Genomic DNA, 14,325 nt, shown 5'->3' on the forward strand with positions numbered 1-14,325 from the left:
TGGCGCGTCCGCTCCAGCCAAATGAAACAATGCTGTAAATTCTTTTGGTAAAAGGCGTTATTGCCCGGTCTCTAATCATTGCAAAATCAGGAAGCAAACCTGTCCACCAGAAAACAAGTGACACCGAAAGATAAGTTGAAATCGCAAAAACGTCCCAAAGCAAAGGTGAGTTGAAGTTTACCCAAAGCGAACCGAACTGGTTTGGAATGGGTACAACCCAATATGCCAACCAGGGACGACCCATGTGAATTAAAGGAAACAATCCGGCCTGCATCACTGAGAAAATAGTCATTGCCTCAGCTGAGCGGTTGATAGCCATTCTCCATTTTTGACGGAAAAGCAAGAGTACCGCTGAAATCAGTGTTCCGGCGTGACCAATACCTACCCACCAAACAAAGTTTGTAATATCCCAAGCCCAGCCCACGGTCTTGTTCAGACCCCATACACCAATACCGGTAGATATGGTATAGACGATACAGCCCACTCCCCAAAGGAATGCGACTAATGCGATAGAAAATACTATCCACCAGGATTTATTAGCTCTGCCTTCAACCGGCTTTGCCACATCGACTGTAACATCGTGATAGGTTTTTTCTCCTAAAACTAATGGCCTTCTAATAGGTGCTTCGTAATGAGACATATCCTTTTATAAATATTTCTTAATTATACTTCTTCTGTGTTTCTAACTTTCACCTGATACATCACGTTGGGTTTTGTTCCCAAATATTCAATCAGGTGGTATCTTCTTTTATCGTTATATTTTTCTGCAATTAGTGATTCTTCATCATTCACATCTCCAAACACCATAGCACCTTTATCACAGGCTGACGAACAAGCCGTTTGGAATTCGCCGTCCTTAATTGCTCTTCCATCTTTTTTGGCTTCTAAAATGGTCATTTGTGTTTTTTGAATACACATTGAGCACTTTTCCATTACCCCTCTTGAACGAACAGTAACGTCAGGATTGACAACCATTCTTCCAAGGTCGTTGTTCATGTGGTAGTCAAACTCATCGTTCTGATTGTACAGGAACCAGTTGAAACGACGTACTTTGTAAGGACAGTTGTTTGCACAGTATCTGGTACCCACACAACGGTTGTAAGCCATTTGGTTTTGACCCTGACGACCGTGTGAAGTTGCTGCCACAGGACATACGGTTTCACAGGGAGCGTGGTTACAGTGCTGACACATTACAGGTTGGAATGCAACCTGTGGGTTTTCAGCGGGGTTTTCAAGTTCACCAAATTGTGACAATGACTCTCCAAGCCCGGAGATTGCATTTTTCTTGTCTACATCTGAATTGATTGTTTCTTCAGAAGAATAGTATCTGTCAATTCGCAACCAGTGCATATCACGGCTTCTTCTCACCTCTGTTTTACCTACAACCGGAACGTTGTTTTCAGCGTGACAAGCAACCACACAGGCACCACAACCGGTACAAGCGTTCAGGTCAATTGACAATTTGAAATGATGCCCGATTGAACGGTCAAAGTTTTGCCAAAGGTCCACTTCAGGTGAATCCACCGGAGTATCGATATGGTTAAGTGATACATTTGGAATTGCATTCCACTCTTTTTGATCAGCAGTATTAAAGACTTCAAGAGTAGTTTCCCTGATGATGTCTCCCCTACCCATCATGGTGTTGTGCAACTGCACACAGGCAAATTCGTGTTCACCGGAAGCTTTTTCAAGCGACACACGCTGAACACCTTTAAAATTATTATACAGCGCATAGGCATTTACACCCACCTGCATTTCTTTTTGAATGTTGTGTGTTTTACCATAACCCAATGCCAAACCTACAGTGCCTCTGGCCTGACCCGGTTGAATAAGCACGGGTACCTTTTCAAGGGTAATGCCATTGGCAGTGATGTTGACATAACTTCCGTTAAGTGCTCCTGTTGCTACATGCTTGTTTACAAGGTCCAATTCCTCTGCATCAGCAGCTGAAATGGTCATGTAGTTATCCCATGTAGTTCTGGTTAAAGGGTCAGGAAATTCCTGAAGCCAGGGGTTGTTGGCATTCTGGCCATCACCCATACCGGCTTTGGTATAGAAAATAAGGTCATAGTTACCTTCAGAATCAGAATTACCCAACATTGCACCTTCAGAAGAAGAAGCTTCCATAGTTGCAGTTGAGCTATTTCCTTCAATAGCTACAGTTGCAGCGCTTTCATACACCCCGTCATGAAGGGCTTCACTCCAGGTTTTTCCGCTTAGCATAGGAGTTACAGACTCCCTGATGTATTCGTAATATGATTTTTCTTCACCCAGCCAAGCAAGCACACAGTCCTGAAATTGCTTAGTGTTGAACAATGGTCTTATAGTGGGTTGCGAAAGTGCAAAATGTCCTTTTTTGATTTGAACATCGCCCCATGATTCCAGATAATGTGGCATTGCAGCAACAAACTGAGCCTGTGATGCTGTTGCGTCTTGACGCATTGCAAAAGCCAAAGTGAATTCAAGATTTTGATAAGCCTCTGCAAAACCATCAGCATCGGGGAATGAATACAACGGGTCAACACCCACTGTAATCAATCCTTTGATTGCACCTGATTTTACACCCTGTATAGTATTGAGTACTTCCTGAGTATTTCCTTGTCTGATGAGTCGGGGTTGAGCGGTGTCCATAACCTCGCTGCCCATACTTTCGTTGATTTCAAAGGCCATTGTTTGTGCATCAACATCCATCAGTCCACATACAACCACAGCTTTTGAGCCGGCTCTTTGTAGTTGTCTTTTTGCATTGTCAACAGCTTCCTTCACATTGTCAGGAAGGTTGGCGCTTTTTCCGGCAAGTGCTTTCATCACTTCTTTTTGTTGGGCCGGGGTTACAGGTACACGCTTGTCGGCATTTGCGCCTGATAATGTCATTAGTGATTCAAACTGTATGTGACGTGACATTTTACCGTCTTTTGGCACACGACCTTTGGCATAACCGGCATCATATCCGCCACCCTGCCAATCACCTAAAAAGTCTGCCCCTACTGAAACTATGACTTCCGCTTTAGCGAAATCATAATCTGCAAGGCCTCTTTCACCATATTTCATCTGGAAAGCATCCAATGCTTCTGAAGATGAAACCGTATCGTAAATCACGTGGCGAATATTTGAATATTTTGAAGTAAGCTCTTTAATCAGTTTTGATGTTGACGGACTTGCAAAAGTTTGTGTCAACAATACCACCTCACTACCTGTAGCTGAAAGATTATCCAATCTGGTTCCAATTAGCGGATTGAAGTAATCCCAATCTACAGATTCACCATCAATAAGCGGTCCCTGCAATCTGAATTTATCATAAAGAGACAATACAGAACCTTGAACCCTTGCGTTTGCACCACCTTTAGCGGGAGCCAACGTATTGTTTTCTATTTTAATGGGCCTTCCCTCTCTGGTTTTCACCAAAATGGATGCAAAGTCAAATCCGTCTGCAATAGTTGTTGCATAGTAATTGGCCATTCCCGGTACAATCTCATCTGGATGCACCACATAAGGAATGGATTTGATGACAGGCCCTTCACAGGCAGCCATAGTAGCAGCAGCAGTGGTAAAGCCGACATATTTCAGGAAGTCACGACGAGTGGTGGAAGATGCCTCCAGGGTTTCTTTGTCTCCAAGAAACTCATCTGTGGGTATTTCCTGAACAAACTCGTTCTGTCTCAGCGTCTCAACAATCGAACTGTTTTCGTTTAGCTCTTCAACACTTTTCCAGTATTTCTTGCTTGAAGCCATATTTAGGATTGGTATTTATCTTTTTGATTAAAATTTTAATAGTGGCATTTACCACATTCAAGTGCTCCCATCTGGGCAGCGGTTAATTTTTCTACGCCATACTTTTTAGAAAGTTCAGCGTGGATTTTTTCATAATATTCATTGCTTTTCAAATCTACCGTTGTTGTGCGGTGACAATCGATACACCAGCCCATGGTCAATGGCGAATACTGATAGAGGATTTCCATTTCTTCAACAGGACCGTGACAGGTTTGGCAATCAATTCCTGCTACAGTAACGTGCTGTGAATGGTTGAAATAAGCCAAGTCAGGCAGGTTGTGGATGCGCACCCATTTTACGGGTTGTTCTTCACCGGAGTAAGTTCTATCTTCAGCATCCCAACCCACGGCATCGTAAAGTTTTTGAATTTCGGCATCATAGAATTCTTTGGTATAACCCATTGCCAAATCAACATCTCCATTGTATTCATAAATGTTTTCATGACAACTCATACACACATTTAGGGATGGTATTCCTGAAGTCTTGCTTTTTCTTGCTGAAGAGTGGCAGTAGTTACAATCTATTTGGTTGTCGCCTGCGTGAATTTTATGTGAAAAATGGATGGGCTGAATGGGTGCATAACCCTGATCGATACCCACTTGCATAAAGAACCCAAAAGCATAATAAGCTCCTCCAAGCATCAGGAGGACAACTGCTACCAATACAAGGAATTGATTTTGGATAAATGCCTTCCATAGCGGGGTAGATTTTTCTTTTTCAGGATAAACTACTTTGTTTGCTGTAGCGATTTTCTTCAACACCTTGTTGACCAACAACAACATAATTACAAGCAACAACAAAACCACCACAAGGATTCCAAGCACAAGGTTGTTTGAAATGCCTGAATCCTGTCTGCCATTTTTGCCACCTGGTCCCGGAGGTGTGGCTGCAACTTCAGCTTTAGGCTGGCTGGTATAAGCGATTATATTATCTAAATCATCATCTGAAAGCTGAGGAAAAGCCTGCATGACAGACTGGTTCCATTCATTAAAAAGTGCTACAGCAGTGGGGTCTCCGGCTTGCACTAGTGCCTGGCTGTTTCTTATCCATTTGTACAGCCATTCTTTTTCATATCTCTCAGACATGCCTCTTAAAGCCGGCCCAACACCTCTTCGGTCAAGCTGGTGACAGGCAGCACAATTACTATTGAACAGCTGACGCCCCGCAACCGGGTCACCACCAAGTTCGACAACAGCCTCAACAACTTCTCCCTGAGATTCATCTTGAGGGTCATCCTGAGCGATAAGGGTGTTTGAAAAAGTTAACAGCAGCAGCGTTAACAAAAAGGAAGATAATTTAAACAACAAATTTGGGTGTTTCACCTTTTTCATACTTTGTAATGTATTATCGTGTAAAAATTGGAAGGAAAAAACCTTAACTGCTCATAAAAAATAAGTTAGGCATACCTCCCTCAAAATAACTGGACAAAAGTAATATTTTAAGTCCATTTTAGGAATTGAAACTAAACGTTAACTAATAATTTATATTAATTCTAAATAATATTTTAAGCTCATTTTAAGTTATAATATTTTAGTTTTGCAGAGAAAAATAATTTACAATAATCCTTCCGGTGAATATGTTGAGACTTTTTTGTGTTATGTTCGTTCTATTTCAGTTTGATAGTATTCAGGCTCAACATGGTGTGGTTAACATACTGGAGGATGAAAAAGTTACTGAACTGGTCAGGTTAAAAACAAAATTGTCTAAGGAGAACAAGCTTACCGATGGTTTTACTATTCAATTGTACAACGGCGAGCTCAAAGAAGCCAATAACACCATTAGAGAGTACAGCCGCTCGCTTTCAAGTTGGTCAGCTACCATAGAATATGAAACACCAAATTACAAAGTTTGGGTGGGCAACTTTCTGACCCGTCTTGAGGCAGACCGGGCACTGCTTGAAATTCAAAAATCCTTTCCAAACGCATTTGTTTTAAGGCCTGAGCGAAGAAATTAATCCGGATATCTAAAACTGTTCCGTTCCAAAATTCATTTTATGTGGAAGCAAACTCCCAACACGGTTTTCCCGGGGGGTTTTCTGAAACCAGGTTTTCATCCTGTTGTAATCCAGAAAATAAGTTATCCTTATTGAAAAACTGTGCAGTTGTGGTTGATCAAATAGATTGTCAAAATTATCTGAAAAACCAAGTCCTGACTCCCTTAAAAAACTGTCAATGGAATTTCTATACAAAAAGGTAAGTTGACTTCCCGGCGCAAACCACCAGGTATAGCGCAGGTCTATGTTCCAGCTGTTAAATGTTGTGTCATGGGGATTCTCATAGGAGGGGTTTGAAGTGAGGTCCCCATTGTTTTCAAGTGTGTAAAACTGATGGTAATCCACTTCAGAAAAATAATGCCTGAAAGAAAGGCTTGCAGCCATTTTATTATTAAATATATACTGCGACTCCAGCGAGGTTATAATTGTATTTCGGTTTCTTTGCCCAAAAAGAATATCCTCATCCTGTCTGCCCACAAATCCCTGTTCATTTGAAGAATAGGAAACCCTGGCACTTGCATTGGCTTTCCACTTATCTGAAAACCGAAACCTGGGTGAAAAACCAATACTTTTGATGTCACGGTTTTTTTCATCAAAACTGACAATTTCAAGATTTAAATCAAGGGCAAATCTTTTTCTGTAATCTGTCGAAATCCAAATCCAGGGATTGTAATATGCAGGTTGTTTCACATGCCTGCCTTCTGTACGGGGCTCGTAAATATCATTGATGCCAAAAGGTGTGGTTTCAAATCCTCCACCAAATGCAAAAAAGTCTTTTGTTGTAAAATTTGAATTGAAATTAAAGTTATAACTGTGATACAAATCGGGCTCCAGCCTTCTGTTGAAGTTCAAATTAAAATTCAGGTTAATATTGTTAAATGCCCCTTTGGGTTGCAGTAGCCTGTATCCATAATACCCGTAATAATTGATAAAATTGGTATTTGCTGAAAACCCCAAATCATTGATATCATAGTCTTTTGTCCTAAAGTTTACAGAAGTAGTGTAGCGGTGTTTGCCGCTGATGTTTGATGCTTGTATCCGTCCTGAGGCACCATGTTTTGTGCTATCGGTCATTACCCAACTGCTTTTTAGGTAAGAATAATAACGAAAGGTATTGCTTTTGTTTGTGAGATCGAGCAATAAAGCTGTGGCATTTGCATCCCTAAAGTTACCTTCTCTTAATACATTGGTATTGACAAGTGAAACTGAATTGTTTTGACCAAACCGCTGATCAAGCACAAGCACATTATAATTAGCCAGAGGCTCTACAATTTCGCGCCTGGTTTCTTGAGTTTCCATATTTTCAACGGTGGCATAAGTATTTTTAGTAATGGCATTAAAAAACCCGATTCCCAAACCTCCGGATGTACGCCCTGAAATCTTAGTTGCATTCAACAAGTCAATTCTTGAAGGATATGTTTTTATTTCTTCATTTTCTTCCAAAACCGGAAAACCGGTGGGTGAACCTCCCACCCTTCTGGAGTAAAACAAACCTCCTTTAGAAAACAGTTCAGTTCCTTCTGTAAAAAAGGGTCTTTGTTCTGCATATTGCACCTCAAAGGCAGAAAGGTTTAAAACTGTTTCATCAAATTTTGTTTGACCAAAATCGGGGATTAAAACCATATCCAGGGTGAAAGCATCGTTGATGCCATATTTTAGGTCCATACCGCCATTGAACACGACTTCAGATTGCCCGTCATAACTATTGACATAGGTTGAAAGATAAGGTTGAAGTGAGAGTCTCACAGGTGTTTTGATGTTTTCAATTCCGTAAATTTCGCCATCATAAATTGAATAACTGCCCTTGGTATTGTCCACGTGACTCCAACTGTATCGGGTGCGTTCCCTTCTGAATTCCCTTTCCATGTTCAAACCCCATACCTGAACATCCTTATCGGGAAACCGCAGTTCAGAATAGGGAATAAAAATCTCTGCTACCCAGCTGTCATCATTTATTTTAACGGCACTGTACCACACCGCATTCCAGGAATTATCCTCACCCTCATTTGTCATTTTTGCATCATATTGCACTCCGGCCGAGGTAACAATAAACTGCAAACTTTGTTGACGGTCATTATAACCGTTGAGTAAAATAAAAAAGAAATCCTGATTGCCAATCTGGTCACGCTCGGTTAATTCCCTGGGGATTAAATCCGGCTTGGGGTCATACATGGTTGCTCCAAAGTAAATGCCCAAATCGTCATAAATAATTTTAACTTCTGTTTTTAAACTATCGGGAATTGACCGGCCGTTTACGGGTTGCCTTTCGATAAAACCATCTGCAACTGTAGCATTCCTCCAAGCTTCGTCATCAAGTATTCCGTCAATACGTGGTGCCTCAGTGATTTTTGATATTGTGATTGTTTTTCTTTGGATGGTATCGTTTGTTTGGGCAAAAGCAGTAAAACCCAAACAGAATAAAAACACAAAAAATAAGATTGATTGTAAAACTCTCATTCAAAATAATTATCTTAAAGTAAAGACGCCATAGAGGCCCCATTGTTACAGTTTACAGGTAAATTGGTTTGGAAAAGCAAATGTGAAAAAATTAAAAGTGTTGCATTTTTTGTCAGAAAATCAATAAATTAGTTAGGTACTGTGCGTTAAGAAAAATGCTGCTCAAATAATGAACAGCATTTTTATTCTAAAAACTATAGCATTTTATTTCAACTTCTTCTTGACCTCCACTTCCTGGAACCCTTCAATAATATCCCCTTCAACAAGGTCATTGTAATTATTGATTTGAATACCACAGTCATATCCTTTGGCTACCTCTTTTACATCATCTTTAAATCGCTTTAAAGAAGCGAGTGTGCCTGTGTGGATCACTACACCTTCACGAATCAATCTGATACCGGCATTTCTCAGGATTTTTCCGCTAGTTACCATACAACCAGCGATGGTTCCAATTTTAGAAATTTTGAAAGTCTCCCTGACTTCTGCCGTTCCGGTAATTTCTTCCCTAAATACAGGTGAGAGCATACCTTCCATCGCGTCTTTCAGATCGTTGATAGCGTCATAGATGATGGAATACAACCTGATGTCTATTTCTTCCTTATCGGCAATTTGACGCGCGTTACCCATCGGTCTGACGTTGAATCCAATAATAATCGCATCTGACGCCGAAGCCAATAACACGTCGCTTTCGGTAATGGGCCCTACTGCTCTGTGGATGATATTGATTTGGATTTCTTCTGATGACAGCTTCTGGAAAGAGTCTGTCAATGCCTCCACTGAACCGTCAACGTCTGCCTTAAGTATAATATTAAGCTCTTTAAAGTCGCCAAGCGCAATACGTCTTCCAATTTCGTCAAGCGTAATATGACGTTGTGTTCTTACGGACTGCTCACGTTGTAGTTGTGTGCGTTTGGTTGCAATGGCCTTGGCTTCCCTTTCGTCTTCATAGACAGCGAATTTATCCCCGGCTTGCGGTGCCCCGTCAAGCCCAAGTATGGAAACCGGTGATGCAGGACCGGCATTTTTAATATTATGCCCACGCTCATCGTGCATGGCTTTTACTTTTCCACTGTGCTGACCGGCAAGTACATAGTCGCCTATTTTCAAGGTTCCTGATTGAACAAGTATTGTAGATACATACCCTCTTCCTCTATCCAAAAAGGCTTCGACAACTGTTCCCACTGCCGGTTTGTTTGGGTTTGCGGTTAATTCAAGTAATTCTGCTTCAAGCAATACCTTTTCAAGTAATTCGCTAACGCCTTGCCCTGTTTTTGCAGATATATCGTGTGACTGGATTTTTCCACCCCAGTCTTCAACAAGCAGGTTCATTCCTGCTAGTTTTTCTTTGATTTTTTCTGGATTTGCTTCCGGCCTGTCAATTTTGTTGATGGCAAACACTATGGGAACCCCTGCTGCCTGAGCGTGAGAGATGGCCTCTTTGGTTTGCGGCATCACATCATCATCTGCTGCCACAACTATGATAGCGAGGTCAGTTACTTTTGCACCCCTGGCACGCATTGCGGTAAAGGCCTCGTGGCCCGGTGTATCAAGAAATGTTATTTTTTGACCGTTTTCAAGTTGAACGGCATAGGCTCCGATGTGTTGTGTAATTCCACCTGATTCACCGGCGATTACATTTTCCTGGCGTATGTGATCCAGCAGGGATGTTTTACCGTGATCAACGTGCCCCATCACTGTAACAATGGGTGCTCTGGGTTCAAGAGTGTCAGGATCTTCTTCAATCTGGACAGCAGTGTCTTCTGAATCGGCTGTTACAAATTTAAGTTCATACCCAAACTCATCTGCAACAATTGATAACGTTTCGGCATCAAGTCTTTGATTCATGGTTACCATTAATCCAAGGGTCATACAGGCCGAAATGATATTTGTAACCGGAACATTCATCAATGTGGAAAGTTCATTTACGGTAACAAACTCTGTTACCTGCAGGACTTTACTTTGTGCGTCCTGGCTGGCTTGTTCATCTTCTGTTTTTTGACGGTGTGTATCCCTTTTGTCCCTTCTGTATTTTGCAGCTTTTCCTTTGGATGATTTGCCCTGAAGTTTTTCAAGGGTTTCTTTGATTTGTTTTTGAACATCCTCTTCGCTGGGCTCTTCTTTTATGGTTGACTGCCTTCCCTTGCCTTTTACGTTTGGCTTACCCTTTGACGGGCCACCTTGAGAAGCAGCACCCTTTACCGGGTCTTTACTGATTCTTTTTCTCTTGCCGCGATTGTCTTTGGAAGCCCCTGCAGCAGGTTTCTTGTCTGCTTCGGTTTTTTTCTTGGCTTTCTTAAATTGCTCAAGGTCTATGGTTTGCCCGGTAAAGTTTGGACCATCCAGTTTTTTATACTGGGTTTGAAATTTAGGGTCTACCTTTGTTTCCTCTGGTGGCTTTTCTTCTTTTTCAACTTCCTTCTTGAGTTGAGCTTTCTCCTTTTCTACAGTTGTTTCTTTTTTTGGCTCATCCTTTACAACTTCTTGAGTTGCTTCAGGTTTTGGTTTTTCTTCAACCTTAGGCTCTTCTTTTTTGGGCTCAGGCTTTTTAGAATCAAGATCAATCTTGCCAACAGTTTTTGGCCCTTCAAGCTTGGTTTGTGCTTTAATGACTTCTTTCTCTTTGGCGTCAGTTTGCTTTTGCTTTTCTTCAAACTCCTTCTCACGAGCAACACGCAGTTCTTCTTTTTCTTTCCTGATTTCTTCGCTAACTTCTTTTGAGGCTACTTTTTTGGATTTGTCAGTTTGAAATTCCTCAGACAAAATCTGATAAATTTCTTCAGAAATCTTTGTAGTAGGACGCGCCTCAATTTCGTGACCTTTGGTTTTGAGATAATCCATGGCACGATCCATCGAGATGTTGAATTCGCGTAATACTTTGCTTAGCCTCATTTTGTTTACTTCACCCATAAAGTGTATTCCTTGTTTTTTTTCTTAGAATAAGAATTATTTGTTTATTCAAATTCCTGTTTTAATATATTGATTACCTCTCTGATTGTTTCTTCTTCAAGGTCTGTTCTTTTCACTAAATCATCAATGTCATTTTCAAGTATTTGTTTTGCGGTATCAAGCCCTATTCTTGAAAATTCTTCAATAATCCATGCATCGATTTCATCTGAAAACTCGCTCAATTCAACATCTTCTTCTTCTTCAACGCCTTCTCTGATGACATCAATTTCATAACCGGTCAGTTGTCCTGCAAGCCTGATGTTGTGACCTCCACGCCCTATGGCTTTGGAAACTTCTTCAAGCTTCAAAGTTACCTCAGCGTGTTTGGTTTCCTCATTGATATTGATGGAAGTTATTTTTGCCGGGCTTAAAGCGCGGGTTATAAATAGATTTTTGTTGCTTGTATAGTTGATGACATCGATGTTTTCATTACCGAGTTCTCTTACAATTCCGTGAATTCTTGAACCTTTCATTCCTACACAGGCACCCACCGGGTCAATTCTGTCATCATAGGAATCAACAGCAACTTTAGCTTTTTCACCGGGAATTCTCACTACTTTTTTAACAGTGATCAATCCGTCAAAAACTTCCGGAATTTCCTGCTCAAACAATTTTTCAAGAAATTTGTTACTGGTTCTTGACATAATAATGGTAGGCTTATTTCCTTTTAGCTCCACACTTTCAATAATTCCCCTTACATTATCTCCTTTTCTAAAAAAGTCTGATGGAATTTGCTTTTCTTTCGGAAGGATGATTTCATTTCCTTCGTCATCAAGCAAAATTACAGCTTTGTGGCGAATGTGGTGCACCTCTGCTGTGTACATATCGCCTTCAAGGTCTTTAAACTGCTTGTAGATATTGGTGTTGTCGTGTTCGTGTATTTTTGAAATCAGGTTTTGGCGTAATGCAAGAATAGCCCTTCTTCCCAGGTCAACCAATTTGACTTCTTCCGGCACGTCTTCACCCACTTCAAAATCGGGTTCGATTTTTCTGGCATCGCTCAAGGAAATTTCATGATTTGGGTTTTCAACTTCACCATCAGGCACCACCACCCTGTTTCTCCAAATTTCCAAATCCCCTTTATCAGGGTTGATGATAATGTCAAAATTATCATCGTCTCCAAATTTCTTTTTCAAAGTGGCCCTAAATACGTCTTCAAGTATGGCCATAAGGGTGACCCTATCGATAAATTTATCGTCCTTAAACTCTGAAAAAGATTCAATTAATGCGATATTTTCCATATCAATTTTAGTTAAATATTATTTTTACTCTACTCTCTTTTATGTTATCAAAATCGATGGTTGCCGATTTATCCACTGTTATTTTTCCTTTTCCAACGGGTTTGGGCTCTCTGGCTTTCCAGGTTAAGTGAATTCCCGTGTCTGTAACTTCGGTGAGCTCACCTTCTATTGTTTGACCATCGATGGTTTTTACCTCAAGTGTTTTTCCAACATTTTTAAAATATTGTCTGGGCATTACCAACGGCGATGTAGCTCCTGCAGATGCCACTTCAAGGGCGAAGTCAAATGTATCTCTGTCAATATGGTGTTCTATGGCACGGCTCACAAAAACACAGTCACTTACTGTAACGCCTTCATCACCGTCAATAATCACCTTGATACTGTTGTTTGAGTCAATTTGAAGGTCTATCAGAAACAACTTTTGGTTTTCTTCGAGTGCTTTTGCAAGAAGGTCCTGAACTTTTTCTTTCAACATATAATTCTATAAAAAGAGGGGACTTACCGTCCCCTCACCTAACACCTTGTTTTTCAATGGCGCAAATATATGAATTAATTCTCATTTAAAAAAAAGGAAGGAAGTAGATTTTTTTTTGTACTTTAACTTAAAATTTTATATCACACAAATTAACCTATTCAATGAAAAAAATCCTTGTTCCAACAGACTTTTCAAAGCAGGCTGAAAACGCTCTTAAAGTAGCTGCACAGCTTGCCAAAAAACACAAAAGTGAAATCTATTTACTTCACATGCTTGAACTCCCTCTCAGTTTGGTTGACCAAGCCAATACTGCCAGCAGTAGCCTGCCAGAATCATTGTTTTTTATGAAGCTTGCCCACAAAAGGTTTAAAGAAGTTTTAAGCTCTGAATATTTGAAAGGGATAACCGTTCATGAAACTGTTTTATTCCAAAATACATTTGATGGCATTACTGAAGTGGCCACTAAAAACAAAGTTGACATCATCATTATGGGGTCACATGGCGCCAGTGGTTTCAAAGAAATGTTTATTGGCAGCAATACCGAAAAAGTAGTGAGAACCTCAAATACCCCGGTACTTGTGATTAAAAATGAGCATAAAAAATTTGCAGTAAAAAACTTTTTGTTTGCATCTGATTTTTCTTCAGAATGTAAAAAACCGTTTAAGGAGGCAGTAAAATTTGCTGAATCTATAAATGCAAAAATACATTTGGTTTTTATCAATACAGCTACTAACTTTTTAACCACTGAAGAAGCTAATCAGGTGATGGAAAAATTCCTGAAGGGAATAGAAATTAACAACTATAGCTTAAATGTTTACAATGACAACTCTGTTGAGAGGGGAATTCTTAATTTTGCTCAACACATCAATGCCGACCTGATTGGTATGGCCACCCACGGCAGAAAGGGGCTTTCCCATTTTTTCAACGGCAGCGTGAGTGAAGATTTGGTCAACCACGCCAGAAGACCTGTGATTACTTTTAAGATTTAATTTCAAAGTTTTTCAAAAAACAAAAAGCCGATTAGAAAATTCCAATCGGCTTTTTTTGTTGGCTCACTAGGGCTCGAACCTAGACTCTTCTGGACCAAAACCAGACGTGTTGCCAGTTACACCATGAGCCAGTGCTTTTTAGCGGTTGCAAATTTATAACAAAGTTTATGTTCTACAAACTATTTATAAAAAAATTGCTCCCAAAAAATAAAAAGTCCAAAAAGGTGTTAATGAATACAATGGGCAAAATAAGATTTTTATACGTAAATTCGCCCCTTTAAACCCCCTTTGGATGAAAGACTTCGACTTTAAAAAATGGAATTTAATTTCAGGCTGGTGTGTGTTTTTAATCGCTTTGACAACTTACTGGCTCACTGTTGAACCCACAGCCAGTTTCTGGGACCCGGGCCAGTTTATCACAACTTCCTCCAACCTGGAAGTGGGCCACCCCCC

The 14,325-nt window shown here is 40.4% G+C and carries 8 protein-coding genes, 1 tRNA gene and 1 pseudogene; 2 read left to right on the top strand and 8 right to left on the bottom strand.

The genetic code is table 11. The features are described from left to right. The 3 genes and pseudogenes from AC6F75_RS11905 to AC6F75_RS11915 all read right to left on the bottom strand — a co-directional run. A pseudogene (locus AC6F75_RS11905) lies at window positions 1–640 on the bottom strand (NrfD/PsrC family molybdoenzyme membrane anchor subunit); the annotation flags it as partial. Between the two features lie 23 nt (window positions 641–663). After that, a complete protein-coding gene (locus tag AC6F75_RS11910) occupies window positions 664–3,732 on the bottom strand; it encodes a TAT-variant-translocated molybdopterin oxidoreductase (protein WP_500715240.1) in 3,069 nt (1,022 codons plus the stop codon). Between the two features lie 35 nt (window positions 3,733–3,767). Further along, the gene (locus tag AC6F75_RS11915; protein ID WP_500715242.1) at window positions 3,768–5,102 is read right to left on the bottom strand and encodes a c-type cytochrome; all 1,335 of its coding nucleotides are present in this window, start codon (window positions 5,100–5,102) and stop codon (window positions 3,768–3,770) included. Between the two features lie 266 nt (window positions 5,103–5,368). Between AC6F75_RS11915 and AC6F75_RS11920 the strand changes: the two genes are divergently transcribed. Further along, window positions 5,369–5,725 carry an SPOR domain-containing protein gene (locus AC6F75_RS11920; RefSeq protein WP_500715243.1) on the top strand — a complete coding sequence of 119 codons (357 nt, stop codon included), beginning with the start codon at window positions 5,369–5,371 and terminating at the stop codon, window positions 5,723–5,725. A 9-nt stretch (window positions 5,726–5,734) separates the two neighbouring features. On the opposite strand, the gene AC6F75_RS11925 is transcribed toward AC6F75_RS11920, so the two are convergent. From AC6F75_RS11925 to rimP, 4 genes are all read right to left on the bottom strand, one after another. Next, window positions 5,735–8,221: a DUF5916 domain-containing protein gene (locus AC6F75_RS11925; protein ID WP_500715244.1), complete on the bottom strand. Its 2,487-nt coding sequence runs from the start codon at window positions 8,219–8,221 to the stop codon at window positions 5,735–5,737. Window positions 8,222–8,425: 204 nt separating this feature from the next. Then, the gene (gene infB / locus AC6F75_RS11930; RefSeq protein ID WP_500715245.1) at window positions 8,426–11,128 is read right to left on the bottom strand and encodes a translation initiation factor IF-2; all 2,703 of its coding nucleotides are present in this window, start codon (window positions 11,126–11,128) and stop codon (window positions 8,426–8,428) included. A 44-nt stretch (window positions 11,129–11,172) separates the two neighbouring features. Further along, on the bottom strand, window positions 11,173–12,408 hold the full coding sequence (nusA, locus tag AC6F75_RS11935) for a transcription termination factor NusA (RefSeq protein ID WP_500715246.1): 1,236 nt from the start codon (window positions 12,406–12,408) through the stop codon (window positions 11,173–11,175). A 7-nt stretch (window positions 12,409–12,415) separates the two neighbouring features. Beyond that, window positions 12,416–12,883, bottom strand: a complete 468-nt coding sequence (rimP, locus tag AC6F75_RS11940; RefSeq protein ID WP_500715248.1) for a ribosome assembly cofactor RimP — start codon at window positions 12,881–12,883, stop codon at window positions 12,416–12,418. A gap of 161 nt (window positions 12,884–13,044) precedes the next feature. Between rimP and AC6F75_RS11945 the strand changes: the two genes are divergently transcribed. Continuing rightward, window positions 13,045–13,872, top strand: coding sequence for a universal stress protein (locus tag AC6F75_RS11945; protein ID WP_500715249.1), 828 nt, complete (start codon window positions 13,045–13,047; stop codon window positions 13,870–13,872). A 58-nt stretch (window positions 13,873–13,930) separates the two neighbouring features. Here the strand turns inward: AC6F75_RS11945 and AC6F75_RS11950 are convergent. After that, a tRNA-Gln gene (locus AC6F75_RS11950) sits at window positions 13,931–14,003 on the bottom strand. Window positions 14,004–14,325 lie beyond the last annotated feature (322 nt).

This window comes from Planktosalinus sp. (assembly GCF_059864935.1).